The following is a 26,106-nucleotide window of genomic DNA, read 5'->3' as shown; positions in this document are numbered from 1 at the left end:
CAGCGGACCGCGGGTGCCAGCCGGCACCCGGCCTTCCCTGCGCCCTCTTGGATTTGGAGGGTGAAGATGAAGCAAAGCTCGGGCGCAACGCGCCGCGAGGACGAGAAGCCGTGTCTGCAAGCCGAACTGCCTGCCACAAGCCGGATCTCGTAGGGTGGGCAAAGCGCAGCGTGCCCACGCCTTGTTGCTCATGGAGGGAGATGGTGGGCACGGCGCTGGCGCCTTTGCCCACCCTACGGCGCTGCCGCTGGGATGTGCAGGGAAGCATCCCAATGACGACTTGGAGAGAGTTGCGCTACACTCCGCTCTCTTGCCCCATCCATCCGCATCGTGCCGTGTCGCGCTGGGTCCCGGTTCTGCGCCGGGACACGAGCGTGCAGCCCGCTAATTCAACACCCGCTTGTTATCCGGACTGTCCAGCGAAAACGCCGGCACGTCGATCTCGAAGCGCTCGCCGCTTTCGGTGACCATCTGGTAGCGGCCGGTCATGAAGCCGGAGGCGGTCGAGAGCGGGACGCCCGAGGTGTATTCGAACCGTTCGCCGGGGGCGAGCGTCGGCTGCTCGCCGACCACGCCTTCGCCCCTGACCTCTTGCTGGCGGCCTGAGGCGTCGGTGATGATCCAGTGCCGCGTCTTGAGCTGCACGGTCTCCTCGCCCGAATTCGTGATGACGATGGTGTAGGACCAGAAATAGCGGGAACGGTCGGCCGAGGACTGTTCCGGAACAAAGTTCGGCTCGACGGTTACTTCAATCTGGCGGGTCACGGCGCGGTACATGGCTGCTACCATACCGAAATCCGGCTCCGGAACCAAACCCCCGAGGCGGCTTTGGCGACATCGTCCCGCCAGAATTCGAAGGGAAGGACACCCCGAGGGAAATACCCCCGGAGGGGTTCGAGCCCTTCTGTGACCCGGCCGCTTTGCGAGACGACGACCGGACCGGTACACTCCTCGAGACGTCGCGATTTGCCGAAGGGTATTTGGCCCCCCGATGATCATTGCCGACCAAGTGACGGGATCGACGACCGCGGGAACCGCCAAGCCTGCTGACGTCAGGCCTGCTGACGTCAAGCCTGCGGACAGCGTGGCTGCTGACGTCAAGCCCGCGCGGGCGAAGCCGCGCGCGAGGGCGCCGGCCATCACGCTGCCCGCCATCGGCGAGCGCGAGCTCCGGCTCGACCTGTTCCGCGGGCTGGCGCTGTGGCTGATCTTCATCGACCATCTGCCGCCCAGCCTGCTGACCTGGTTCACCATCCGCAATTACGGCTTCAGCGACGCCACCGAGATCTTCATCTTCATTTCCGGCTACACCGCCGCCTTCGTCTACGGGAGGGCGATGCTGGAGAGCGGCGTCGTCATCGCCACTGCGCGCATCCTGCGCCGGGTCTGGCAGATCTACGTCGCCCACGTCTTCCTGTTCACGATCTTCCTCGCCGAGATCTCCTACGTCGCGACCCGCTTCGAGAACCCGCTCTACACCGAAGAGATGGGGATCATGGATTTCCTCAAGCAGCCCGACGTCACCATCGTGCAGGCGCTGCTGCTGCGTTTCCGCCCCGTGAACATGGACGTGCTGCCGCTCTACATCGTGCTGATGCTGGCGCTGCCGCTGATCCTGTGGTCGATGAAATGGCGACCCGACGTCACGCTCGGTCTCTCGGTCGTGCTCTACGCGGTGACCTGGGAATACGATCTCTATTTGTCGGCCTATCCGAACGGCTTCTGGGCCTTCAATCCCTTCGCCTGGCAATTGCTGTTCGTGTTCGGGGCATGGTGCGCGCTCGGAGGTGCGCGTCGCATGTCGCGTATCCTGGCTTCGCCGGTGACGATGTGGATCGCGATCGCCTATCTCGTCGCGGCGTTCTACGTGACGCTGACCTGGTACGTGCCGCAGCTCTCCCAATTCATGCCGAAGCGCGTTGAGCAATGGATGTATCCGATCGACAAGACCGACCTCGACGTGTTGCGCTTCACGCATTTCCTGGCGCTGGCCGCGCTCACCGTGCGCTTCCTGCCCCGGGACTGGCCGGGCTTGAAATCGCGCTGGCTGCGCCCATTGATTCTATGTGGCCAGCATTCCCTGGAGATCTTCTGCCTCGGCGTCTTCCTGGCCTTCGCCGGCCATTTCATTCTCGCCGAAGTCTCCGGCGGGGCAGCCGTGCATGCGCTGATTAGTCTCTCCGGGGTCCTGATCATGTGGGGCGTGGCCTGGGTGATTTCGTGGTACAAGCGCGTGGCTGACAAGGGCGGTGCGAAAACCAAGAACGCCGTCGGCAGCGCCGATCTGGCGGGAGGGGGCTGATGAAGGCGAAGGTTCTCCTGAGCCTGGTCCTGCTATGCGGTAGCCTGGCCGCGCCTGTGGCGCGCGCGGGGGATGCTGCTGCGCCTGCCGCTGCGACCGCGCCCGCGGCGTGCGAGGTGCCGTCCTATCTACTCAACAGCGAAAGCCAGCTTCCCAAGGTCGCCGAAGCCGTCAAGGCCGGTAAGCCGCTCGAGATCCTGGTCATCGGCAGCCGCTCGACCACGATTCCGGCATCGGAAAGCAGCTCCTATCCGGCGCGCATGGAGGCGATCCTGAAGGAAAAGCTGCCGCCGTCGGAGGCGGTGCACGTCTCCGTAGAAATACAGAGCAAGAAGACGGCAGAGGAGGCCGCCTCGAACTTCGTTAAGCTGATGGAAGCAAAAACGCCTACTTTGGTGGTCTGGCAGACCGGGACCGTGGATGCCATCCGATCCATCGATCCCGACGAGTTTCGCAGCGCCGTCACCGACGGGGTTATTGCGCTGCAAAAGGCAGGGGCCGACGTCGTTCTGATGAATTTACAGTACAGCCCACGTACCGAGACGATGATCTCGGCCCAGCCATTCCTCGATAATATGCGCGTGGTGGCGCAGGAGCACGACATCCCGCTGTTTGATCGTTTCGCGATCATGCGGCAGTGGAATGAGCAGGGTCAGTTCGACCTGTTCAGCCCGTCCCGCGGGCCCGAGCTGGCGAAACAAGTCCATGATTGCCTCGGCCGGGCGTTGGCACAGTTCGTGATCGACGCTGCCCATCTGGAGCCGGCCCAGCAGTAAAATTGAGGTCTAGCGTTAATGAGTTCTCTCCGCCCTTTTTGCCTGACGTTACGGCTGGTCGCGCCTGCAGCCGCAGTGCTGTTGTTGCTGACGCCGGCCTCGCATGCGCAGACCCAGGCCGCGCAGGCGCAGACCAACGCCGCGCAGGCGACGCCCGCACCGGCGCAGTCGTCTGATCCCGTGCCCGCTTCACCCTCCCAGACCACCGTTGCCGCAAGGTCACCCGAGCAGCGCGGCGTCACCTCACGCGCTATCGACAAAGTGAAAGAGGTCGCGAAGTCCGCCGCCGATATTTTCAGCCGCGTGCCATGCCTGCCGCCGAAGGGTGGTACGAAGGCGATGGGCTCGCTGCCGCATGTCGCGGGCAAGCTCGTCGCCGGCAAGCCCGTCGTCATCGTCGCGTTCGGCTCGTCGTCGACCGCGGGCTTCGGTGCGACCTCACCGGAGTTTAATTATCCGAACCGTCTTGCCGCACAGTTGCGCCGGCAATATCCGACCGCCGACATCACCGTCGTCAATGCCGGCGTCGGTGGCGAGGACGCGCCCGAGATGATGAAGCGCCTCCAGAGGGAGGTGATCGACGTGCACCCGGATCTCGTGATCTGGCAGGTCGGCACCAACGCCGTACTGCGCAATCTCGATCCCGGCGAGACCGCAAAGCTGGTCGAGGAGGGCATCGGCCGCATCCAGGCCGCCGGCGACGCCGACATCGTGCTGGTCGATCCGCAATATTCGCCGGCCGTCAACCAGCGCGCCGAAAGCGCCGGCAGGATGGTGAAGCTGCTCGGCAAGGTCGCCGAGCTCCGTCACGTCGGCATCTTCCCGCGCTTCGAAGTGATGCGCGAGTGGCACGAGAAGCAGGCCATTCCGGTCGAGGGCTTCGTCATCGCCGACGGCCTGCACATGAACGATTGGGGCTACGCCTGTTTCGCCCAGCTGCTCGGCGACGATATCATCCGCTCCGTCGGCCAGATCAAGCTGGGCGTGAACGTGCCGGCCGACGTGCGGACGTATCGGCCGATGTAAGACGGTGCCGTAGGGTGGGCAAAGGCGCGCCCTTCGCGCGCCGTGCCCACGATCTCGTCATTGTCATCGAGAATGGTGGGCACGGCGCAAGCGCGCCTTTGCCCACCCTTCGAGACCTTCACCCCCTCACGCCTTCTCCAGCGCCGCCGTCAGATCCTCGATCAGATCATCGGCATGCTCCAGCCCCGCCGAGAAGCGAATGAAGCCTTCGCTGATGCCAAGTGCGGCGCGGTCCTCCGGCTTCAGGCGCTGATGCGTCGTGGTCGCCGGATGGGTGACGAGGCTCTTGGCGTCGCCGAGATTGTTCGAGATCTTCGCCAGCTTCAATTCGTTGAGCACGCGGAACGCCGCCTGCTTGCCGCCCTTGACCTCGAAGCCGACCAGCGTCGAGCCGCCGCGCATCTGCTTCTTCACCAGCGCCGCCTGCGGATGATCGGCGCGGCCCGGGAAGACCAGCCGCGAGATCTTCGGATGGCTCGCCAGCACGTCGGCGATGCGCGCGGCGGTCTCGGTCTGCGCGCGCACGCGCACGCCCAGGGTCTCCAGGCCCTTGAGCAGGACCCAGGCGTTGAACGGCGAGATCGACGGGCCGGTCTGGCGCATGAAGTTGTGGATGTGCTCGGCGATGAAGGCCTCGGACGACAGGATGATGCCGCCGAGGCAGCGACCCTGGCCGTCGATATGCTTGGTCGCGGAATAGACCACGACGTCGGCGCCGAGCGCGAGCGGGCTCTGCCAGATCGGCGTCGCGAACACGTTGTCGACGACGAGCCGTGCGCCGGCCTTGTGCGCGATCTCGGCGATGGCAGGAATATCCAGCACGTCGAGCGTCGGGTTGGTGGGGCTCTCCAGGAAGAACGTCTTGGTGTTGGGCTTCACCGCGCGTTGCCATTCGTCGAGATTGGCTCCGTCGACCAGCGTGGTCTCGATGCCGTAGCGCGGCAGCAGGTCCTGCACGACGTAGAGGCACGAGCCGAACAGCGCGCGGGAGGCGACCAGATGATCGCCCGCCTTGAGCGGCGCCAGGATCGCGGTCGTCACCGCGGCCATGCCTGTTGCCGCCGAGCGGGCGGCTTCGGCGCCTTCGAGCTCGATCATGCGGCGCTCGAACATCGCGATGGTGGGATTGGAATAGCGCGAATAGATGAAGCCCGGATCCTCGCCCTTGAACCGCGCTTCGCATTGCTCGGCGGTGTCGTAGACATAGCCCTGGGTCAGGAACAGCGCCTCCGACGTCTCGCCAAACTGCGAGCGCAGGGTGCCGGAATGGACCAGGCGGGTTTCGGGACGGTAGTTGGTGGTCGACTTCGACATAGGTACCTCCGACATGACCGTCTCGTCGAAAACGGTCACAAAAAAACCGGCCTGGATATATCCACGGGCCGGGATCACAGAGGTCCCCGGCCTGTTTAGCGACTTATTTAACGTGGCTGCAAGCCGGCCGGCTCAAATCACCACGGGATAAGTGATGCTCATATTCCGCAATGCCCTTTCCGTCAAGGCGTCCATCGGATAGCCGTAAAAGACTTGTATTTCCGGCATGTCTGGATGCATCTGACCCCCGATGAGGACCCCCGGTTGACGTTCACGGTCGCGCCCGACGCCAATGGTATCCTGCCCGACCGCATGATCGCGGCGATGGCGGCGGCAGGCCTCATCCTGCCCGCCTATGATTTCGTCGAGAGCCAGATCCAGCCGGCGAGCCTCGATCTGCGTCTCGGCGACATCGCCTATCGCGTCCGCGCCAGCTTCCTGCCCGGTCCCGGTGCCACCGTCGCCGAGCGGATCGACGAATTGAAGCTGCACGAATTCAGCCTCGCCGACGGCGCCGTGCTTGAAACCAACTGCGTCTACATCGTGCCGCTGCTGGAGAGCCTCGCGCTGCCGCCTGAGATCGTCGCGGCCGCGAACCCGAAGAGCTCCACCGGCCGGCTCGACGTCTTCACCCGCGTGATCGCTGACGGCACCCGCCGCTTCGACATGATCGGCGCCGGCTATCACGGCCCGCTCTATGCCGAGATCAGCCCGAAGACGTTTCCGGTGCTGGTCAGCGAGGGCTCGCGTCTGAGCCAGGTGCGCTTCCGCACCGGCGACGCCATCCTCAACCCCGACGAGCTCGATGCCTTGCACGCCGCCGAGCGCCTCGTCGACGTCGACGATGCCGATCTCTCCGGCGGCGTCGCCGTCTCCGTCGATCTCTCCGGCGAAAGGGCAAACGGCTTCGTCGGCTACCGCGCCAAGCGCCACACCGGCGTCGTCGACGTCGATCGTCGCGCCGGGTATTCCGTCGAGGACTTCTGGGAGCCGATCTCGGCCCGCCCCGACGGCAGCCTGATCCTCGATCCCGGCGAGTTCTACATCCTGGCCTCGAAGGAAGCCGTGCAGGTGCCGCCCGACTACGCGGCGGAGATGGTGCCGTTCGATCCGCTGGTCGGCGAATTCCGCGTGCACTATGCCGGATTCTTTGATCCCGGCTTCGGCTATGCCGGCGCGGGCGGATTGGGATCGCGCGCCGTGCTGGAGGTGCGTTCGCGCGAAGTGCCGTTCATCCTCGAGCACGGCCAGATCGTCGGCCGCCTCGTCTACGAGAAGATGCTGGCCCGCCCCGACGCGATGTACGGCCAGCGCATCGGCTCCAACTACCAGGCCCAGGGCCTCAAACTATCGAAGCATTTCCGGGTGTAGCGATATCGCGTAGCCCGGATGGAGCGAAGCGAAATCCGGGAAGGTCTCACTTGTGGCACGATCCCGGATTACGCAGAGCCTGTCATCGGGCGGCGCTCCGCGCCGACCCGGTGGCTCCATCCGGGCTACAAGGTGGTGACATGACCAACCCATCCGAACTCGACGCAAAGATCGCCGAAGACGTCGCGGATGCGCTGATCTATTCGGATCGCTCCGGCACGATCATGCGGTGGAATCGTGCAGCGGCGGCTCTGTTCGGCTTCTCCGCCACGGAAGCGCTCGGCCAGAATCTCGATTTGATCATTCCCGAGCATCTGCGTGCCGCGCACTGGAAGGGCTTTGAAGCTGCGCTGGCCACCGGCGCGATGAAGCTCGCGGGCAGGCCGACGCTGACCCGCGCGCTGCACAAGAGCGGACGCAAGCTCTACATCGAGATGACCTTTGCACTGGTGCGGGATTCCGGCGGCAACGTGCTGGGATCGGTGGCGATGGCGCGTGACGTCACCGAACGGGTCGAGCGAGAGCGCGCAGCCAAGGCGCCGCCGCAAACTTCGTGATGCGGAATTGGCGGGCGGCCGCGCAGGGCGCTCTGCACGGGCGTCATGTTGCTTGCCGGAAGGCGCGGTGACACACTCGATCGCAACAACGATCGGGAGCGAAACCAATGACCGACGCAGCTGACGCCGCGCAGGAAGCCCAATGGAAGCGCTGGCGCGCGGTCGCCGATCTCTATCACGCTTACTTCACGGGCCTCATCCTCACCGTCGTCACGCGGCGCGGCACCGCGGATGCCGCGGAGTTCGTCTTCCGCGTGTTCCGCCGCCAGCAGCAGGAGCGCTTCCTGCCGGGCTTGCGGAAGCTCGGGATCGATCATCTGCCGCCAGCGGTGGCGGCCGCGCAATATCACTATCTCTCCAACTGGATCGGCGGCGTGCATGTCGAATACATGTATGAGAGCGACGCCAAGGCCTGGATCCGTTATCCGCCGCCGCGCTGGATCTGGAAAGGCACCGCGATCTGCGGCGTTCCGGGCGAGGTGAGCCGCGCGATGCTGCGCGGATGGCACGCCAATAACGGCGTCGCGCTCGGCGATCTCAGGCTTGGTTTCGTCTGCACCAAACAGAGCGTCGACGGCCAGGACGGACTGGAAGGCTATTATTGCCAATACGACCATCCGCTCGAGCCGGACCAGCGGCTCGTCTTCGCGCGCCACCTCGAAGCGCCGCTGTTCGATGCCAGGACTGCGCCGGCGTTGCCGGTCGCGAGCTGGCCGAAGCCGCGCCTGGAAAAAGCCTATCGCAACTACGCGATGGAATATGTCCGCACCGCCGCGCCCGTCATGGTGCAGCTGTTCGGACCGGAGGATGCGAGCTATCTCCTGCACCTCACCGGCAAGCTGATCGGCATGCAATATTTCGACGAAGTGGCCGCCCCACTGGCGATGAGCCGCGGAGGCGCAAATGAATTCGCCGCGTTCCTGAATGCGCTGTTCGCCGCGCAGGATGACGTCGCCGAGACGACGCAATCCGAAGGCACGTTCGAACTCCGCCAGCAGAGCTGGAAGCTGATGGACGACGTCGCCGACTATCATCCAGCTTGCGCCAGGGTGCTGGAGGGATTGTTCGAAGGCCTGGCTGCGGGATGCGGGCGGCACATCGGCGTGCATATGCGCTCGACCACAGGAGGGCGGCCGCCGCTGGTCTGGACGATCGGCTAAATTCATCCCATCGAAATGCGCTGCCGCAGGGCGCGCCTGCAACTGGCGCAGGAGGAATCGCCCCGCGCCGTGCTAACAAGCCTCGCGTTGCGCGCTTCTGCGCGAAGAAAATAATTGGCACACCTACGCATTGCCGCGCCGCAATTGGCGCCCGTGCCCCGGAGAAGATATGTCCGACATCGCCGAAATCCCGGTCGATGAGCAAGAGCGTCCGCTGCCGCCGCCTCCGCCTCCGGTGCGAAGCGCGCTTGTCGACGGGCCGATCCTGCGCACGCTGCTCTCCCTCGCCTGGCCCAACGTGATCGCGCTCTCGGCCGGCACCTGTACGGTGATCGCGGAGACTTCCTATATCGGCCGGCTCGGCGTCGAGGCGCTGGCGGCGATGGCGCTGGTGTTTCCGACAGTGATCCTGACCATGACGATGTCGGGCGGCGCCATGGGCGGTGCGGTGGCTTCCGCCATTGCCCGCGCGCTCGGCGCCGGCGATCGCGAGCGCGCCGGCACGCTCGCCGCGCATGCGATCCTGATCGGCATCAGCTTCGGGCTCGTCTTCATGCTGGGCATGCTGATCTTCGGCCCGCGTCTGCTGGAAATGCTCGGCGGCCGCGGCGACGTGCTGACGCACGCGATTGCCTACACACAGGTGTTTTTCGGCGGCGCCGTGCTGCCTTGGCTGCTCAACACCATGGCCGGCGTGCTGCGCGGCACCGGCAACATGAAGCTGCCGTCGTTCCTGATCCTCAACTCGGCGGCCTGGCAGATCGTGCTGGGCGGCACGCTCGGCCTCGGGCTCGGGCCGGTGCCGCAGTTCGGCATGCGCGGCGTCGCGGCCGGCGCGCTGATCGCCTATTCCATGAACATCTGCATCATGGGCTGGTACCTGTTCTCCGGCCGCGCCCGGGTGACACCGAAGCTGCGCGGCTTGCGGATTCAATGGGCGATGTTTTTCGACATCCTGAAGGTCGGCGCCATCGCCTGCTTCTCGCCGCTGCAATCGGTGCTGACGATCTCGATCTTCACCCACATGCTGGCGCAATTCGGCACCGCGATCCTCGCCGGCTACGGCATCGGCGCGCGGCTGGAATTCCTGCTGACCTCGATCGCGTTCTCGTTCGGCATCGCCTGTGTGCCGATGGTGGGGATGGCGATCGGCGCAGGCAACATCGCGCGCGCACGGCGCGTCGCATGGATCGCCAGTGTTGCCGCCTTCGTGGCCGTCGGCGCGCCTGCGTGCCTCGTCGCGATGTTCCCCGATCTCTGGATCAACATCTTCACCGACAGCGTGGCCGTGCGCGCGGCGAGCCATCAATATCTCTCGACGGTCGGACCATTCTACGCCTTTTTCGGCATTGCCACGACGATGTATTTCTCCTCGCAAGGCGCGGCCAAGGTGATCGGGCCAGTGCTGGCGCAGACGGCGCGGCTGATCTACATCTCGGCGGCCGGCTGGTGGCTGTCGACACACGAAGCCACGGCGCAGAGCTATTTCTGGCTGGCCGCGAGCTCGATGGTCCTGCTCGGCCTGCTCTCATCCTCCAGCGTCGCGCTGACGCGCTGGGGACCGCGCGCGAGCAAGCCCGCGATCAGGCCGGCGCTTTCAGGCGCCGCCGATTAGCGATGCCTGTGGCGGCGATGGCCGCTGCCGCCCACATTGGCGAGCCGCATCAGTTGCGGGATCATCGCCATCATGTCGCCGCCACTGGCGCCGCCGATCATGCCCATGATGTCGCCGCCACCAACCCCGGCATACCCGGCCGGCATGGTGCCGCCACCCATCGCGGTGTAGCCGCCGTAATTGGGTGCGCCGAGGCCGCCGCCGAGCGTGCTGCCGCCGAGGCCGCCGCCGCTCATCATGCCACCAAGCCCACCGCCGCCATTCTCCATCATGCGGCTCATCATCGGGCCCATGGTCTGCATCATCATGGCGAAGCGGCGCTTGCCCATCTTCGCCTTCATCATCTCCAGCATCGGCGCCATCTGGGTCATCATGTCCTCGCCGCCGGCACCTCCGCCGCCGAGGAACTGCGCCTTCGCCGGCGAGCTCGCGACTGAAAACAGCAGCAGCACGGCGGCCGCCTGGCAAATCACCTTGTCCGCACCTCTCATGGCATGCTCCTCGCGTGCGTGGCGCCGCCGGGAAAGCGGAGCCAACCGGACGCACGCCGCGATGGTTACGGCCGGCGAGGGCGCAGCTCTGTGAGAAAACTCACAGAGGTACAGCGCGTCGACCGCGGCTAGGCGGCAGCCGGCGGAAACGCTTGATGTATCGCAACGACGGCCTCCCTGGTCTGTCCCTCGACATAGGCTGCAAGCTCGTTCGGCAGCATGTCGATGATCCACACCAGACGGCTTCTCCGCTCGCCGTCGGCGATCACCTGCACCGAGGCGCTGTAATGCTTCAGCCGCTCGTTGCTGATGGCATAGACGAGGCGCTGCCGCGCGTCGTCGCAATCGACCAGGATCTCGCGCGCCACCGAACCGTTGGCGAAGGTGACGATACGCGCATCGCCGTCGAGCGCGCAGGCGGTGACGAAGCCGGGCGCCAGCCGCTCATGCAGCGCGCCGAAATCGCGCACCGCATCCCAGACGTCGCGCGCGGAGGCGTTGAGAGGAATGTCGTTGTGGATGGAGGCCATGGAGGTTCCTCAAATGCAGCATTGGTAGGGTGGGCGAAGCGAAGCGTGCCCACCACATCTGTCACGATTGTTGAGAGATGGTGGGCACGGCGCGTTGCGCCTTTGCCTACCCTACGAGATCTCCTAAGCGGCTAGCGCTCACGCACAAACCGCCTCGACATTGTTGCCGTCGGGGTCGATCAAAAATGCCGCGTAATAGGTCGGGCTGTAATCCTTGCGCGGCCCGGCGCCGCCATTGTCGCGGCCGCCGCTCTTCAGGCCTTCGCTGTGGAACGCCTTGACCGCGTCATGATCTCCGGCGCGGAACGCAATGTGCGCGCCGTCGGCCTTGCGGCCCTTGTTCAGGTGCAGCCACAGCGCCGGCTCGCCCTTCGGCCCGAAGCCGGCATAACCGTCGCCGCTGGAGCACAGGACGTAACCGAGCGGCGTCAGCACCGCGGTGTAGAAGCGCGTCGCGGCGTCGAGATCGGCAACGCGAAGCCCGATGTGGTCGTACATGGTCGTCTCCATCTGCAAAACGCGCCGAAAATGGCGCGCGCCGGAGGCGACCCTAGCCGGGGTGAGGTGGGCCGCTCTTGGAGAATCTTGCGCCCGGCGCCCGCCTAGTTCGCCGGGGCCTCCGACTGCCACCGGATCACCCGTTTCAGGTGATAGACGTGAACCCACATGTTCGTTCCGATCACGCTGACCGTTGCGACGATCAGCGCCGTGAGCTTCTGAGGGTCGTGATGGGCGAGAACGAGCAGGAACGCGGACAGCGCCGCCGTGATGCCGAAGCTGAACCAGAGCCCGATGAGGCGTGGTGCGAACCAGGCCGGCTGACCGTCGGTGCCCCACTGCATCGGAATCCTGCGCGAGGTGATCTGGCGGCCATAATAGACGGCACAGCCGGCGATGAAGGCAAGTCCTACGGCAAGCGCAATCAATGTGGCCGCAATCACATCACTCGAGTCACTGTCCATCTGCCGATTCGCCGCCTTCAGCGGGCGTCGTTTCGCCCGCTGGTTGTACTATCGCGCGGCCTACCGCAAGCGCCAGTGCGACGCACCCGTCTGGTCAACAGACTGTTACCCGCAAACCCGGCCGACCTGTCTCAATTGAGGACGAGGCGCTCGGCGAAGATGCTGCGCTCTCCCTTCGAGGCCTGCCGGAACCTGGTTGGCGATACGCCGGCAGCGCGGTGGAAGGTGCGGACGAAGTTGGAGAGATCGCCGAAGCCGACGTCATAGGCGACATCGGTGACCGCGATGTCGTCATCCGTGAGAAGCCGCGCGGCGTGGCGCAGCCGCGAGCGCACCAGATATTGATGCGGGGTGACGCCGAGCACGCTCGAGAACAGCCGAAGGAAATGAAACGGGCTGAGGCCCGCCTGCTTTGCCGCCTGTTCGAGATCGACCTCTTGATGCGAGTTGTCGTCGATCCATAGCGCGGCCTCGACCGCGCGGCGGCGGTCGCGCGCATTGGGCGTGGCCGGCTTGCGCGCCTTGCCCGAGACCAATTCGATGAAGCGGCCGGCCAGGATCTGGCCGACCTCGTCGAGACCGATGTCGCTGTTGCCATCTGCCGCCGTCTGGGCGAGCTCGCCCAGCACCATCAATTCGGGCAGCGGCGGCGTGGCGCCGACCTGCCAGGTCTCGCGCCGCCCGCCGAGGGCGTCGACCAGGTCCGCGCTGAGGAAGAACGACAGGCAGACATCGCCGCTGACATGCTCATGCGTGCAGGTGTATTCCTCGCCGGGCGCGCCGACCAGCATCGAGCCCGCCACCAGCTCGAAGAAGCCGGCGCGGCAATGGCAGCCAAAGCTGCCCGAGCGGACATAGGCGATGGAATGCCCGGTGCGGCATTCGGCAAACGGCGCGTCATCCGGCCCCGCATCGCAGCGAAACTCGGAGACGGTCATCGAGGGTGTATTCAGTAGCGTGGTTGCGTCCATGCCACCTATCTAGGTGGACGGCCTCGGCGGAGCAACGGGCAGCAGCACCTCGAACAGTGTCTTGCTGGCGACGGGATGGGCGCCCTCCAGCGCCAGCAGCCGCCGCTTGGAGATCACTCCGCCGAAAGGCGAGAGCCGGTCGGCGTAACTGCCGGCCTCCAGCAGGCGATGGCAGGGCACGATCAGCATGTAGGGATTCCTGGCGATCGCCTGCGCCACCGAGTGGGCCGCGCCTGAAGCGCCCAGCGCTTTGGCGACTTCGTGATAGGTCCGCGTCTCCCCGCGCGGAATGGAGCAGGCGAACTCATAGACGCGCCGGTTGAAGCCGGGCACCCCGCCGGCATCCAGGCTGACCTCGGAAAAATCGGGATCGTCGCCCTGCAGCAGGCTCACGATGCCGTCGATCGCAAGCTCAGCATTGTCGGAGGGACGCTGCTCGCGCGCTTCGGGATGGACCGCAAAGATGCGGCGGCGGGTGTCGATCTCCCGCGCCTCCGGCAATTGCACCGCCACCACGCCGGTGCCGCTCCAGATGATGCCGCAGCGCCCGATCGCCGTGTCGAATATCGAATAGCCACGCCCCACCATGCACACGCCCCACTCAGTGCACGTTTCTCCCCAGACACGAGATCATAACACCGCCACAATCCGGCGCACCTGGAATCTTACCGAAAACTTAAGGAGCGTCAGGCCGGCCGCGCCAAACCGCTTGGCGGAAGGCGCCGTCTCGGCTAATCAGGACGGGCGTGAGCAGCGCATCCGCGGGCGTAGTTCAATGGTAGAACGGCAGCTTCCCAAGCTGCATACGAGGGTTCGATTCCCTTCGCCCGCTCCAAGCCGTTTCGTCCGCTTTACGCCCATCATTCTCGAATTGCGGCGTCCTTGCTGGAGCGGACGAGAGGCCCTTGGTGGTCCGGAGCCTCTCGCGTGGCCGCGCATTGGAGCAGAGGAATGCCGACCTGTGACGGCTAAATCACGCTTCCGGCCCAACGGCCGCTATATTTGAACTCCGCCGCCGCTTTGAGCTGGTCGGCCGTGGCATTCATGCCGGCGTGCCACTTGTTGTCCTTGTAGGTGACGTGGACGGCCGACGGGGACACCGCGACGTAATGTTCGCCCATCCCCAGGAAGCCGCCGACCGACAGGATGTAGGCATTGGCGCGGCCGCTCTGATCGAGCGCGATGTCCTTGATGGTGCCGATATCCTTGTTGTCATTGTTGTAGACGTCGAGCCCAATGAGCTTGGATGCAAGATCGCCGCTTTGTTGGACGGTGACGTAGTCGCCCGCAGTGCTCGGGCGCGCCGCGTTCGAGCTGGTGTCCGCAGCGGTCTGGTGGATATCGCGGACGGTAATCATTTCGGCGAAGTGATCCGGCCCGATCGACATCCTCACCGGGTTTCCGTCGCTATCGACCGCCTGAACGTCGAACGACGTCGGGGCCAGCCTGATGTCCTTGTAGCCCGACTTTTGCAGCGTCTGCATCATGTCCTGTCGGACATTAGTCGGCTGCGCCGCGTTGTCGTTGTTGGAAGCAGCCCAGGCCGCTGAGCCCAGTGCGATCGTAGCCGCGGTAGCAAGTAAGACAGCAACACGCATCGTGCATTCTCCATCTCGTTCGAATGTCCATCCTGCCTTCGCAGAAACAACGTCACGGAAAATCACCGGTTGCATGAAACTTTGATTAGGTTGAGCTTGCAGGTCATGGCACTCGATCTGCCGGGCTTTCGCGCGAGCGACATCGCGTTCTGGATCGGTCGGGGCGCGACGCGCTGGATGCGACCGTGACGCTGAAGTCGGCACCCATGGCGAGGTGACGTCGATGCGTACGCTTGGGAGCACGCGACGCAGCTTTCGCGGCGAGATGCTCCGCCACATCATCGCGGAGGCGTGCGCGAGGTCTGAGATGGCTGAGCCTGTCCTGAAGATTGATGTGTTCGGCCGCTGAATGAGGTGGGGCGGAGCCGGGCCCGAGTTACCGAGACCCTCAAAATGAGTTGCGTACCTCAAAACACCTCTGCTACCCTTCAGCGATGGCCGAGACCCTCACCCCGACCGCGCTGACGCTCAAGGACATCGCCCGCGAGGCGGGCGTCAGCCTCGCGACCGTCGACCGCGTGCTGCACAACCGGCCGGGGGTGCGGCCGGATACGGTGCGGCGCGTCAAGGCGGCGATTGAACGCAACGCGTTCCAGCCGCACGTCGCCGCGGCCGAGCTGGCCCGCGGCCGCGCCCGCCGCTTTGCCTTCGTGATGCCGTCGGGGCCGAACCCGTTCATGCAGCAGATCGAGGCCTATCTCGGCGAAATGTCGGCCTGGCTTTCGGTTCGCCGCCTCAACGTCGAGATGGTCGCGACCGACGTGTTCGATCCGTCGGTGCTCGCAGCCTCCCTGGAGGCGCTGTCCGGCGACTGCGACGGCGTTGCGGTGGTGGCGCTGGATCATCCCGGCGTCCGCGCCGCGATCAACGATCTCGTCGATGCCGGCACCAAGGTGGTGACGCTGGTGTCCGACGTGCCGTCGTCGCGCCGCCACCATTATGTCGGTATCGACAACATCGCCGCGGGGCGCACCGCCGGCGCGCTGGTCGGGCGTTTGGCCGGCCAAAAGTCCGGCAAGGTCGCGATCGTCGCGGGCTCGCAGGGCCTGCGCGACCATGCCGAGCGCATCTTCGGCTTCAACCAGGTGATGGCGTCGGAATTTCCCGGGCTCAGCGTGCTGCCGGTGCTGGAAGGACGCGACGAGGACGATCGTTCGGAACAGGTGCTGGCGCAGCTGTTGGGCAAGCATGCCGACATTGTCGGCCTTTATAACGTCGGCGCGGGCACGCAAGGCGTCGCCAAAGCGTTGAGCGAAGCTGCTCGCGACAAGGTGGTGTTCGTCGGTCATGACGTCACCGTACTGACCCGCCGGCTGCTGCTGCAGGGCGTGATGGATGCCGCGATCTCACAGAACCCGGGGCATGAAGCGCGTGCCGCCGTGCGCGTGCTGCTCGCGCTCGCTCGCGGCGAGCCGATCCTGCGCGAACAGGAGAAGATCAGGATCGACATCGTGATGCGGGACAATCTGCCCTAGGACGGGCCGCTCTGGCGGAGAACGCGACGTCAAGATCGCGCCTCGCAATGACCAAGGAGGAGACGACGTGTATCTCGGACTGGACATCGGCACGTCCGGCGTGAAAGCGGTGCTCGTGAGCGAAGCCGGCGCGATCCACGCGACGGCGGCGCGCGAGCTCGCGCTGTCGCACCCGGCGCCGCTGTGGTCCGAGCAGGATCCCGATGCCTGGGTCGAGGTCGCCATCGGTGCGGTCGACGATCTCGCGGCCCGCCATCCGCGCGAGGTGGCGCTGGTCCGCGGCATCGGCCTGTCGGGCCAGATGCATGGCGCAACGCTGCTCGACGAGGACGGTCGGCCGCTGCGTCCGGCAATCCTCTGGAACGACGGCCGCTCGCAGGCCGAATGCGCCGTGCTGGAGCAGCGTTGCCCCTCGCTGCACGCGTTCACCGGCAATCTGGCGATGCCCGGCTTCACCGCGCCCAAGCTGTTGTGGGTCGCGCGGCACGAGCCAAAAATCTTTGCGCGGATCGCAAAGGTGCTGCTGCCCAAGGCCTATGTGCGCTATCGCCTGACCGGCGAGATGATCGAGGACATGTCGGATGCGGCCGGCACGCTGTGGCTCGATGTCGGTCTGCGCCGCTGGTCGCCCCTGTTGCTGCACGCCACCGGGCTCGATCTCCACCACATGCCGCGCCTCGTCGAGGGGAGCGCCGTGAGCGCGGTGCTCATGCCGGAATTCACGCAGCGCTGGGGCATGGCGAAGGATGTCGTCGTCGCCGGTGGCGCCGGCGACAATGCCGCGAGCGCGATCGGGCTCGGCGCCATCGCGCCGGGCGATGCGTTCCTGTCGTTGGGAACGTCAGGCGTCGTGTTCCGCGTCACCGACCGGTTCGCGCCGGCGCCTCAAACGGCGGTGCATGCGTTCTGCCACGCACTTCCGGGCCTCTGGCACCAGATGGGCGTGATGCTCTCGGCGGCGGCTTCGCTGGCCTGGCTCGCCGGTGTGATGGAGACACCGGCCGCAGCGCTGCTGGCGCCGCTCGGCGAGCGCGTCGATGGGCCGAGCCCGATCAGATTCCTGCCCTATCTCGACGGCGAGCGCACGCCGCACAACGATGCCGCCGCCAGCGGCGCCTTGGTCGGCCTGCGCGGTGCGACCGGGCGGACGCAGATCGTGCAGGCCGTGCTCGAAGGCGTCGCCTTTGCCGCGCGCGATAATCTGGCGGCGCTGAGCGCCGCGAGCGGGCCTGTTGCCGAGCTCGATCTCGTCGGCGGCGGCTCGCGCTCGCCGCTGTGGGCGCAGATCTGCGCCGATGTGCTCGGCATTCCCGTTCACCGCGTCGAGGAGGGCGAGGTCGGGGCGGCGCTCGGTGCCTCCAGGCTCGGCCGGCTCGCCGCCACCGGTGAAGATCCCGCGGACGTCTGCACCCGCCCGCGGCGGCTCGCGAGCTTCACGCCCCGCGCATCCGTCATGGAAGCCTATGACGAGGCCTACCGGAAATGGCGCGAGCTTTATCCCGCATTGAAGGAGCACACTTAAGTGAACGCGCCAGCCAAATTCTTCGATGCAAGTGCACCCGTCGCCTTCGCCGGCAAGGACGCGGGACAAGCTCCCGCGTTCCGCTGGTACGACAAGGACCGCCTCGTGCACGGCCGCAGGCTGGAGGATCATCTGCGCTTTGCGGTCTGCTATTGGCATTCATTGTGCTGGCCGGGTGGCGACCCCTTCGGCGGCGAGACGTTCCTGAGGCCGTGGCACCAGGGCGGTGACGCGATGGCGCAGGCGCGGGCCAAAGCCGACGTCGCGTTCGAGCTGTTCCGCGTGCTCGATGTGCCGTTCTTCACCTTCCACGACGTCGATGCCGCACCGGAAGGCGCTTCGCTCGCCGAATCCGTCGCCAATCTCAACGCGATTGCCGATCTGTTCGAACAAAAGATGGCATCGAGCAAGGTGCGCCTGTTGTGGGGCACCGCCAATCTGTTCACGCATCGTCGCTACATGGCGGGCGCCGCGACCAATCCGGACCCGGAGATCTTCACCTACGCGGCAGGCCAGGTCCGCGCCGCGCTGGAGGTGACGCACCGGCTCGGCGGCCAGAACTATGTGCTGTGGGGCGGGCGCGAGGGCTACGAGACGCTGCTCAACACCGATCTCAAGCGCGAGCTCGACCAGCTCGGCCGGTTCGTCTCGCTCGTGGTCGAGCACAAGCACAGAATAGGCTTCAAGGGGCCGATCCTGATCGAGCCGAAGCCGAAGGAGCCGACCAAGCACCAATATGATTTCGACGTCGCCACCTGCTACGGCTTCCTCGAACGCTACGACCTGCTCAAAGACGTCAAGCTCAACATCGAGCAGAACCACGCCATCCTTGCCGGCCACTCGTTCCACCATGAGGTCGCGCTCGCCGAGGCGCTCGGCGTGTTCGGCTCGCTCGACATCAACCGCGGCGACGATCTGCTCGGCTGGGATACCGACCAGTTCGCGATGAACGTCCCGGAGCTGGCGCTGGTGTTTCACGAGATGCTGAACCGCGGCGGCTTCACCTCCGGCGGGCTCAATTTCGACGCCAAGATCCGGCGGCAGTCGATCGACCCGGACGACCTGATCCATGCCCATGTCGGCTCGATGGATGCCTGCGCGCGGGCGTTCCTCGTCGCCGCCGACATGGTCGACGCCGGCGCGCTCACGGCGCCGCTGACTGAACGTTACCAGGGATGGGCCGGGCCTGAGGGCCGCGCCATTCTCGGCGGTCAGCGTTCGCTCGCCGATCTCGCCGACCGCGCGCTTCAGCCGGGCTTCGACCCGCAGCCGCGCTCGGGCCGGCAGGAATATCTGGAATCCCTGGTCAACCGCTATGTCTGAACGAGGTTGCTGATGGCAAACGCTGACGCGACACCGGTCCTCGAGTTGACCGGGATCGGCAAGGAGTTCGGCGCGATCCGCGCGCTGCACGGCGTCGATCTGCACGTCCTGCCGGGCGAGGTGGTCGGGCTGATGGGCGACAACGGCGCGGGCAAGTCGACGCTGGTCAAGATCATCGCCGGCAATTTCCGGCCCAGCCACGGCGAGATCCGCTTTGCCGGCAACGCGGTGCATTTCAGCCGGCCGGTCGATGCCCGCGCGGTCGGCATCGAGGTCGTCTACCAGGACCTCGCGCTATCGGACAATCTCACCGCGGCGGCCAACGTGTTCCTCGGCCGCGAGCTGAAGCGCAAATTCGGACCCATTGCTTTGCTCGACCACAAGGCGATGGCGGCGCGCGCGCTGGAACTGTTCGGCGAGCTGCGCTCGGAGACGCGCCCCGACGATCTCGTCAAGCAGATGTCGGGCGGCCAGCGCCAGGCCGTCGCGATCGCGCGGACGCGGCTCTCCAACGCGCGGCTGGTGATGATGGACGAGCCGACCGCCGCGATCTCGGTGCGCCAGGTCGAGCAGGTGCTCGGCCTGATCCACCGGCTCAAGGAGCAAGGCGTCGCCGTGATGCTGATCTCGCACCGCATGCCCGACGTGTTCGCGGTGTGCGACCGCGTTATCGTCATGCGCCGTGGCGAGAAGCGGGCGGACAAGCCGATCCACCAGACCTCGCCGGAGGAAGTCACCGCCCTCATCACCGGCGCGAAGGAGGCGGCGTGATGGCCATGCCCATGGAATCTCCCGTCATGTTCTCGAACGTCGGCAAGACGAAATGGTGGCAGCGCGGCATCTTCGCCTCGCAGACCGGCTACGTCCTGCTCGCGCTCGCGGTGCTGCTGGTGATCATGCACTTCGCCAGTTCCTATTTCTTCACCGAAGGCAACATGCAGAACGTGGCGAAGAACTTTTCCTTCATCGCCATCGCAACGCTGGGCGTCACCTTCGTCATCATCACCGGCGGCATCGATCTATCGGTGGGATCGATGATGTGCTTCTCCGCAATGATCACCTCGATGGTGATGACCGAGCTGTCGGCGCCCGGCTCGCCTGCAGGCGCCTTGTTCGTGCACATGGCGACCGACGGCAAGACCGTTGTGGCCAACGTGCCCGGCCTGATCCTGCTGGTCTCGATCCTCGCCGGCCTCGGCGTCGCGCTGATCGCGGGTCTCGTCAATGGCTTCTGCATCGCGGTGCTCGGCCTGTCGCCCTTCGTCACCACGCTCGGCATGCTCTCGATCGTGCGCGGGCTCGGCTATGTCGTCTCCAACGGACGCGGCAGCTTTCCGGGTGGGCCCGATGCGGATCGCTTCTATGCGCTCACCTCGGGCGACGTGCTCGGCGTGCCCGTGCCTTTCATCTATCTGATCGTCCTCGCGCTGGCGATGGCCGTGGTGCTGCACCACACCTCGTTTGGCCGCCACGTCTTCGCGCTCGGCGGCAACGAGAAGGCTGCGGAACTGACCGGCATCCCGGTCGTGCGGGTCAAGATCGAGGTCTACGTGCTCTGCGCGCTCGCCGCGGGCCTGCAAGGCATCATCATCTCCGGCTGGCTCGGATCGGCGCCGGCCAACATGGCGACGTCCTACGAGCTCAACGTGATCGCGGCGGCCGTGATCGGCGGCGCAAACCTCGCCGGCGGCATAGGCGGTCCGCTCGGGGCGATCGTCGGCTGCGTGCTGCTGGAGGTGATCCGCAACGGTCTCGTGCTGGCGCAGGTCTCCTCCTACTGGCAGCAGACGCTGGTCGGCGTGATCATCATCCTGGCTGTGCTGGTCGACCGCATCCGCTCGCGGATGAACTGAATCAACGTCGTTTCGGGAAGGCAAATAAAACGCTGCCTGTCCGCTTCCCGGTCGCTTTCGAGAGGATGGGCACCAAACAAGGGTGGAGGAGACGATGAGGAAATTTCTACTTGCCGGCATCGCGGTTGCGATAATGGCGACGCCGGCATTCGCCGCGAACTACCGCTTCGTGATCGTGCCCAAGGCGATGAACAATCCGTTCTTCGACTTCGCGCGCGACGGCTGCCTGAAGCGTGCCAAGGAGCTCGGCAATATCGAGTGCATCTACAAGGGGCCGGTTGAGCACGAGCCGGCGACGCAGGCGCAGATCATCCAGGATTTCGTCACCCAGAAGGTCGACGGCCTCGCCATCTCGGTCGCCGACGTCGCGGCCATGACCAAGTCGATCGAGGCGGCGAGCGCGGCCGGAATTCCCGTCATCACATTCGATGCCGATGCGCCGGGCTCCAAGCGCATCGCCTATATCGGCACCAACAACAAGGAGTTCGGCGTCGCGCTCGGCAAGCAGCTCGTGAAGATGCGGCCCGACGGCGGCAAATACGCCATGGTCTCGGGCGGCCCCGGCGCGAAGAACCTCGCCGAGCGTGTCGACGGCGTGCGCGAGGCGCTGAAGGGCTCGAAATGGACCGAGGTCGCGGGCTCTCCGACGTTCTGCAACGACGATCCCGCGCTCGCGGTGCAGCAGATGACGGATATGCGCACCGCAACGCCAGATCTCGCCGCCATCGTTCCGATCGGCGGCTGGCCGATGTTCGCGCCTGAAGGCTTCAAGGCGTTCGCTTCCAGGAGCAAGAAGGACATCGATTCCGGCAAGTTCACGCTTGTCGTCGCCGATACGCTGAAGATGCAGCTCGAGCTGTTGCGCGACGGTTATGCCAACGCGCTGGTCGGTCAACGCCCGTTCGAGATGGGCGAGAAAGCGATGGACACGCTGCTCGCCATCAAGAAGGGCGAGAAGGTTCCGGAAATCGTCTACACCGGCCTCGACCTCGTCACCAAGGACAACGTCGCGCAGATGTTGAAGTAGGAGCGCCGCCAGCCCCGCGCTCCTGCGAACCTCTCCCGCTTGCGGTTTCCGCGAGCGGGAGAGATGATTTGGACTGCTGTAATGAAGACTGCTGGAAGGCAATGGGAATGAAACGATCGCGGCTCGGCTCACTCGACGTCACCTCGATCGGGCTCGGTTCCGCCCCGCTCGGCGGATTGTTCGCCCCCGTCAGCGATGCCGATGCGGAGGCGACGGTCGCGCGCGCCTGGTCGCTCGGGGTGCGCTTCTTCGATACCGCGCCGCTCTACGGCTTCGGCCTCGCGGAGCGGCGGCTCGGCGCATTCCTGCGGCAGCAGAAGCGCGACTCCTACGTCATCTCGACCAAGGTCGGCCGTCTGCTGCGCGCGCCGGATGACGGCGCCGCCGAGGACGAGCATTACAAGGGCACGCCGCGCGAGCGGCCGGTGTTCGATTTCAGCCATGACGGCGTGATGCGATCGGTGGAGGAAAGCCTGTCGCGCCTCGGCCTCGATCGCGTTGACGTGCTCCTGGTGCACGATCCCGACGATCACTATGACGACGCCGTCGCCGGCGCCTTCCGCGCGCTGCAGCGCTTGCGCAGCGAGGGCACCGTCAAGGCGATCGGCGCCGGCATGAACCAGTCGGAGATGCCGGTCCGCTTCGCCGAGGCAGTGCCGGTCGACTGCTTCCTGCTCGCCGGGCGCTACACGCTGCTCGACCAGGGCGCGCTGGATGCGCTGTTTCCGCTCTGCACCGCGAAAGGCATCGGCATCCTGCTCGGCGGCATCTACAACAGCGGCATTCTGGCCAATCCGCACGCCGGCGCGAAGTTCAACTATCAGGATGCCGATGCGGCGCTGGTTGCGCGGGCGCTCGCGCTCGACACGCTTTGCCGCAAGCATGGCACCGAGCTGAAGGCCGCCGCACTCCAGTTCTGCATGGCGCATCCGGCCGTGACGGTCGCCGTGATGGGCGCGCGCAACGCGGCGGAAGTCGCCGACAACATCGCGATGTCGGAGACGACGGTGCCGGCGGCCTTCTGGCAGGAGCTACGGGCGCGAAACCTCGTCGATGCCCGCGCGCCGTTGCCGGGTGGAGCGTAAGCCATGATCATCGACGCCCACCAGCATTTCTGGGACCCGGCGCGGGCCGATTATCCCTGGATGGCGGCGGACGAGCTCGCGCCGATCCGGCGTGCTTTCGGTCCGGTCGATCTTGCACCGCTGCTGAGAACGAACGGCATCGACGCCAGCATCGTGGTGCAATGCCGCTCCGCGCTGGAGGAGACCGAGGAATTTTTGCAAATAGCGCACGAAAATCCCTTCGTTGTCGGCGTGGTCGGCTGGGCTGATCTGACGGATGCTTCGCTGGGTGACACGCTCGATCGGCTTCGCGCTTCACCCGGCGGCGACAAGCTGGTTGGCATTCGCCACCAGGTCCACGACGAGGGCGATCCGGAGTGGCTGCTGCGCGAAGATGTGCAGCGCGGTCTCACCGCGGTCTTCGCGCACGATCTCGCCTACGATTTCCTGGTCCGCAGCCGCGAGTTGCCCGCCGCGATCGCAACCGCGCAAGCCTTTCCGCAGGCGCGCTTCGTGCTCGACCACGCCGCCAAGCCGCCGATCGCCGATGATGGAAGCGAAATGTGGGCCGATCGCATCAAGGCGCTCGGGGCTTGCGGCAATGTCTGGTGCAAGATCTCGGGGCTTGCGACCGAGGCAGTCTGGAACGACTGGGATGCTGAGCGGCTGTTTCCGTTCGTCGCGCACGCCGCAAGCTGTTTCGGCGAGGACAGGCTGATCTTCGGCTCAGACTGGCCAGTATGCCTGCTTGCGGGAAGCTATGGCGAGATCAAGCGCGCGCTGGAGGCCTGCCTGACGAAGCTTGGCCCGCAGCTGCGGGCCAAGGCCTTTGGTGTGAATGCGACGCGGGCGTATCGGCTGGCGATCGCAGAATAGCGCTGCGGCGTGCGCCCTCGACTACTCCGACATCGGTTTGTCGGAGATGTCCCAGTCCTTGCCGGTGAAGGTGGAGATGAAGAGCGTCTTCATCGGCGTGTAGTTCTCGGGCGTGTAGCTGTAGGTGACGCCGTCGAGGAAATAGGGCGAGTGGAAACCGGCCAGCGTCGAGGCCTGCTTCAGCACGTTGGCGCGGGTGAGCTCGTCGCCGCAGCGGCGCAGGATCTCGCCCATGGTCACGGCCTGGCCGTAGCCGGCGAAAGCGATGGTGTTGTCCTGATCGATCGCAGGCGTGTACTTCTTGCGCAATTCCTCGAACGCCATGACGTCGGGATCCTTCTCCCATTTCGGCAGGCCGACCTCCTTGTTGTAGCGGATGGCGACGATACCGGCGGCGTTCTCGAGGCCCGCGGCATTGAGGATCGAGCGGCCGGTCGAGCCGGCGGAAAGAAGCTGCAGCGGCTTCCAGCCGAGCTCGGCGACCTTCCGGATCGACTGCGACGACGCCTTGCCGGTCGAGATGTTGTAGAAGACGTCGGCGCCCGACTTCGAGAGATTGATGAGTTGGGAATCGACCGTGGGATCGGTGAGATCGTAGGTCTGCTCCATGATCACCGATGCGGTGCCGCCGGCATCGGCCAGCACCTTCTTGAACGGACCGAGGAAGTCACGGCCGAAATCGTCGTTCTGGTAGAGGATGCCGACCTTGGCGTTCGGCTTCACGCTGACGACGTGGCGCGCCAGGATGCGCGCCTCGGTCGGATAGAGCGGCAGGCCCGCCATCGTCCATTTGAACTCTTTCGGGTTGTTCCACTTCGACGCGCCGGTGTTGAGCAGCAGCTGCGGCACGCCCTTGGAATTCAGGTATTTGTGCACGGCGGTCTGCGGCGCGGTGCCGAGCGAGCCGTACAGCGCGAGCACCTCTTCCTGCTCGACCAGGCGCCGCGTCGCCTCGACGCATTTCGGCGCGCTATAGGCGTCGTCCATGGTGAGGAACTTGACCTTGCGTCCGTTGATGCCGCCCTTCTCATTCAGCATCTGGAAATAGGCTTCACCGATGCGCCCCAACACGCCATAGAGCGAGCCGGGACCGGAATGCGGCACGGTCTGCCCGATCTTGATCTCGGTGTCGCTGGCGCCCGCATCGTACTTCTTGTCCGCGGCCCAGACATAAGGTGCGGGCAAGGTCGATGCGGCGATGGTAGCGAGCGCGGCGGCGCTGAAATCGCGCCGCGATGGATTCTTCGACATTTTTGTTTTCTCCCTGGCGAGCGCATTGTGCTGGCATCGCCGCACGGCTCGCAAGTGGGAAGTCACCGCTTTGCGACGCAATGACGCTGAAATTTCAGGGAGTTAGCGCCTAGACTCAAGTTTTCTCGGCGACCACGACGAGGCCACGCACGGGCTCGTTGTTTTCGATGCGCGGCGATGCCGTCTGCAATGTCAGGAGCTTCAGTCCGGCCCTGACGAGCGCGCTCCGCACATATTCCGCTGCATGGGCATAACGCAGGCCTTCGCCGAGAATGATGCCGCTGCCATCGTGGGTCTCGAGCGTGAAGGCGAGCACGCCGCCCGCTGCAAGCACGCGCCTTGCTTCCGTCAGCACCGGCGCGAGATCCGACAAATAGACGAACGCATCCGCCGCAACCATCAGGTTCGCGCTTGCATTGGGCTTGCCGCGCAAGCCATCGATCATGTCGGCGACTTCGAGCTCGGCATAAAGACCCGTCGCACGCGCCTCCTTGATCATGCCGGACGACAGGTCGATACCGGTGAAATGATCGACCTGCTTGGCGAAGGCGGCTGCCGCAAGGCCGGTGCCGCAGCCGAGATCGATGGCGCGCTTGAACAGAGCCGGCTTCCTGGCGGCGACGCGTGCGGCGATCACCGCCTTGAAGATCAGGGACGGCGCGCGGTATTCGAGATCGTTGACCAGCGCATCCTCGAAATGCGGCGCATATTGATCGAACAAGGCCTGCACATAGGCCTTCGGCATCTCCGAGAGTTGCTCGTCGCCCAGCCGTATCAAATGCAAGCCGGCGCCGTGCTGGTCGTCCGGGTCGGACTCGCGCGCCTTCCGGAAGGCGGCGATGGCCTTGTCGCGCTCGCCGAGCTCCTCGCGGATTTCGCCGAGCGTGAACCAGGCCGAGGTGAAGTTCGGCGCGAGCTCGAGCGCCTGTTCCAGCAGGTCGGCGGCGGCGGGCAGGTCGCCCTTGAGCTGGAGGTCGCGGGCGAATTCGAAGCGGCGGTCGGCGATCAGATCGCCGGAGGACAGGAACAGGCGAAGGGGCAT

At 65.5% G+C, this 26,106-nt stretch carries 26 protein-coding genes, 1 tRNA gene and 1 riboswitch; of the genes, 16 read left to right on the top strand and 11 right to left on the bottom strand.

The features are described 5' to 3' along the window. Positions 1 to 384 precede the first annotated feature (384 nt). Positions 385 to 777, bottom strand: a complete 393-nt coding sequence (gene apaG, locus CIT39_RS31860; RefSeq protein WP_162308946.1) for a Co2+/Mg2+ efflux protein ApaG — start codon at positions 775 to 777, stop codon at positions 385 to 387. A 214-nt stretch (positions 778 to 991) separates the two neighbouring features. On the opposite strand from apaG, the gene CIT39_RS31855 reads away from it, so the two are divergent. Genes CIT39_RS31855 through CIT39_RS31845 form a run of 3 tightly spaced genes read left to right on the top strand, consistent with a single transcriptional unit; the run spans position 992 to position 4,104 of the window. Next, positions 992 to 2,302: an OpgC domain-containing protein gene (locus CIT39_RS31855; protein ID WP_094976366.1), complete on the top strand. Its 1,311-nt coding sequence runs from the start codon at positions 992 to 994 to the stop codon at positions 2,300 to 2,302. Then, positions 2,302 to 3,078 (top strand): SGNH/GDSL hydrolase family protein, encoded by a 777-nt coding sequence (locus tag CIT39_RS31850; RefSeq protein ID WP_094976367.1) that lies wholly within the window; start codon positions 2,302 to 2,304, stop codon positions 3,076 to 3,078. The genes CIT39_RS31855 and CIT39_RS31850 overlap by 1 nt, the downstream gene beginning before the upstream one ends. A gap of 18 nt (positions 3,079 to 3,096) precedes the next feature. Then, on the top strand, positions 3,097 to 4,104 hold the full coding sequence (locus tag CIT39_RS31845; protein WP_094976368.1) for an SGNH/GDSL hydrolase family protein: 1,008 nt from the start codon (positions 3,097 to 3,099) through the stop codon (positions 4,102 to 4,104). Positions 4,105 to 4,230: 126 nt separating this feature from the next. On the opposite strand, the gene CIT39_RS31840 is transcribed toward CIT39_RS31845, so the two are convergent. Continuing rightward, positions 4,231 to 5,418 (bottom strand): O-succinylhomoserine sulfhydrylase, encoded by a 1,188-nt coding sequence (locus tag CIT39_RS31840; protein WP_101635093.1) that lies wholly within the window; start codon positions 5,416 to 5,418, stop codon positions 4,231 to 4,233. A gap of 74 nt (positions 5,419 to 5,492) precedes the next feature. Then, positions 5,493 to 5,572: riboswitch (SAM riboswitch) on the bottom strand. An 80-nt stretch (positions 5,573 to 5,652) separates the two neighbouring features. Here CIT39_RS31840 and CIT39_RS31835 point away from each other — a divergent pair. The 4 genes from CIT39_RS31835 (at position 5,653) to CIT39_RS31820 (ending at position 10,121) form a co-directional block, all read left to right on the top strand. Next, a complete protein-coding gene (locus CIT39_RS31835; protein ID WP_094977034.1) occupies positions 5,653 to 6,789 on the top strand; it encodes a 2'-deoxycytidine 5'-triphosphate deaminase in 1,137 nt (378 codons plus the stop codon). 140 nt (positions 6,790 to 6,929) lie between these two features. Next, complete coding sequence (locus CIT39_RS31830; RefSeq protein ID WP_094976369.1) at positions 6,930 to 7,346, top strand: PAS domain S-box protein; 417 nt, start codon at positions 6,930 to 6,932, stop codon at positions 7,344 to 7,346. Positions 7,347 to 7,453: 107 nt separating this feature from the next. Then, positions 7,454 to 8,506: a hypothetical protein gene (locus tag CIT39_RS31825; protein WP_094976370.1), complete on the top strand. Its 1,053-nt coding sequence runs from the start codon at positions 7,454 to 7,456 to the stop codon at positions 8,504 to 8,506. A gap of 169 nt (positions 8,507 to 8,675) precedes the next feature. Further along, the gene (locus CIT39_RS31820; protein ID WP_094976371.1) at positions 8,676 to 10,121 is read left to right on the top strand and encodes an MATE family efflux transporter; all 1,446 of its coding nucleotides are present in this window, start codon (positions 8,676 to 8,678) and stop codon (positions 10,119 to 10,121) included. On the opposite strand, the gene CIT39_RS31815 is transcribed toward CIT39_RS31820, so the two are convergent. From CIT39_RS31815 to CIT39_RS31790, 6 genes are all read right to left on the bottom strand, one after another. Continuing rightward, on the bottom strand, positions 10,118 to 10,612 hold the full coding sequence (locus CIT39_RS31815; protein ID WP_162308788.1) for a hypothetical protein: 495 nt from the start codon (positions 10,610 to 10,612) through the stop codon (positions 10,118 to 10,120). The genes CIT39_RS31820 and CIT39_RS31815 overlap by 4 nt on opposite strands. Before the next feature lie 128 nt (positions 10,613 to 10,740). Then, entirely contained in the window at positions 10,741 to 11,142 is a 402-nt protein-coding gene (locus CIT39_RS31810; RefSeq protein ID WP_094976372.1) for an SRPBCC family protein, read from the bottom strand. A gap of 138 nt (positions 11,143 to 11,280) precedes the next feature. Continuing rightward, positions 11,281 to 11,640, bottom strand: coding sequence for a VOC family protein (locus CIT39_RS31805; protein ID WP_162308787.1), 360 nt, complete (start codon positions 11,638 to 11,640; stop codon positions 11,281 to 11,283). A gap of 104 nt (positions 11,641 to 11,744) precedes the next feature. Next, positions 11,745 to 12,104, bottom strand: a complete 360-nt coding sequence (locus CIT39_RS31800; protein WP_148667346.1) for a hypothetical protein — start codon at positions 12,102 to 12,104, stop codon at positions 11,745 to 11,747. 131 nt (positions 12,105 to 12,235) lie between these two features. Next, positions 12,236 to 13,075, bottom strand: coding sequence for a helix-turn-helix transcriptional regulator (locus tag CIT39_RS31795; protein ID WP_094976375.1), 840 nt, complete (start codon positions 13,073 to 13,075; stop codon positions 12,236 to 12,238). Positions 13,076 to 13,084: 9 nt separating this feature from the next. After that, positions 13,085 to 13,663: a methylated-DNA--[protein]-cysteine S-methyltransferase gene (locus tag CIT39_RS31790; protein WP_094976376.1), complete on the bottom strand. Its 579-nt coding sequence runs from the start codon at positions 13,661 to 13,663 to the stop codon at positions 13,085 to 13,087. 173 nt (positions 13,664 to 13,836) lie between these two features. Between CIT39_RS31790 and CIT39_RS31785 the strand changes: the two genes are divergently transcribed. Beyond that, positions 13,837 to 13,910: transfer RNA gene (locus CIT39_RS31785), tRNA-Gly, on the top strand. 133 nt (positions 13,911 to 14,043) lie between these two features. Here CIT39_RS31785 and CIT39_RS31780 read toward each other — a convergent pair. Further along, positions 14,044 to 14,748 (bottom strand): PRC-barrel domain-containing protein, encoded by a 705-nt coding sequence (locus CIT39_RS31780; RefSeq protein ID WP_244607486.1) that lies wholly within the window; start codon positions 14,746 to 14,748, stop codon positions 14,044 to 14,046. A 359-nt stretch (positions 14,749 to 15,107) separates the two neighbouring features. Between CIT39_RS31780 and CIT39_RS31775 the strand changes: the two genes are divergently transcribed. From CIT39_RS31775 to CIT39_RS31740, 8 genes are all read left to right on the top strand, one after another. Next, the gene (locus CIT39_RS31775) at positions 15,108 to 16,148 is read left to right on the top strand and encodes a LacI family DNA-binding transcriptional regulator (protein WP_094976377.1); all 1,041 of its coding nucleotides are present in this window, start codon (positions 15,108 to 15,110) and stop codon (positions 16,146 to 16,148) included. A 67-nt stretch (positions 16,149 to 16,215) separates the two neighbouring features. Next, on the top strand, positions 16,216 to 17,670 hold the full coding sequence (xylB, locus tag CIT39_RS31770; RefSeq protein ID WP_094976378.1) for a xylulokinase: 1,455 nt from the start codon (positions 16,216 to 16,218) through the stop codon (positions 17,668 to 17,670). After that, positions 17,671 to 18,993 (top strand): xylose isomerase, encoded by a 1,323-nt coding sequence (gene xylA, locus CIT39_RS31765; protein ID WP_094976379.1) that lies wholly within the window; start codon positions 17,671 to 17,673, stop codon positions 18,991 to 18,993. A gap of 12 nt (positions 18,994 to 19,005) precedes the next feature. Further along, complete coding sequence (locus CIT39_RS31760) at positions 19,006 to 19,764, top strand: ATP-binding cassette domain-containing protein (RefSeq protein ID WP_094976380.1); 759 nt, start codon at positions 19,006 to 19,008, stop codon at positions 19,762 to 19,764. Beyond that, positions 19,764 to 20,846, top strand: coding sequence for an ABC transporter permease (locus CIT39_RS31755; RefSeq protein ID WP_162308786.1), 1,083 nt, complete (start codon positions 19,764 to 19,766; stop codon positions 20,844 to 20,846). The genes CIT39_RS31760 and CIT39_RS31755 overlap by 1 nt, the downstream gene beginning before the upstream one ends. A gap of 94 nt (positions 20,847 to 20,940) precedes the next feature. After that, on the top strand, positions 20,941 to 21,873 hold the full coding sequence (locus tag CIT39_RS31750; RefSeq protein WP_162308785.1) for a sugar-binding protein: 933 nt from the start codon (positions 20,941 to 20,943) through the stop codon (positions 21,871 to 21,873). A gap of 107 nt (positions 21,874 to 21,980) precedes the next feature. Next, positions 21,981 to 22,958, top strand: coding sequence for an aldo/keto reductase (locus tag CIT39_RS31745; RefSeq protein WP_094977037.1), 978 nt, complete (start codon positions 21,981 to 21,983; stop codon positions 22,956 to 22,958). A gap of 3 nt (positions 22,959 to 22,961) precedes the next feature. Next, positions 22,962 to 23,813: an amidohydrolase family protein gene (locus CIT39_RS31740; RefSeq protein WP_094976383.1), complete on the top strand. Its 852-nt coding sequence runs from the start codon at positions 22,962 to 22,964 to the stop codon at positions 23,811 to 23,813. 21 nt (positions 23,814 to 23,834) lie between these two features. Here the strand turns inward: CIT39_RS31740 and CIT39_RS31735 are convergent, their stop codons facing one another. Beyond that, positions 23,835 to 25,064, bottom strand: coding sequence for an ABC transporter substrate-binding protein (locus tag CIT39_RS31735; protein ID WP_162308784.1), 1,230 nt, complete (start codon positions 25,062 to 25,064; stop codon positions 23,835 to 23,837). A gap of 115 nt (positions 25,065 to 25,179) precedes the next feature. Continuing rightward, a complete protein-coding gene (locus CIT39_RS31730; protein WP_094976385.1) occupies positions 25,180 to 26,106 on the bottom strand; it encodes a class I SAM-dependent DNA methyltransferase in 927 nt (308 codons plus the stop codon).

The sequence above is a fragment of the Bradyrhizobium symbiodeficiens genome (assembly GCF_002266465.3).
GTDB classification, from domain to species: domain Bacteria; phylum Pseudomonadota; class Alphaproteobacteria; order Rhizobiales; family Xanthobacteraceae; genus Bradyrhizobium; species Bradyrhizobium symbiodeficiens.
This window is presented reverse-complemented; position numbering and strand designations above follow the sequence as displayed.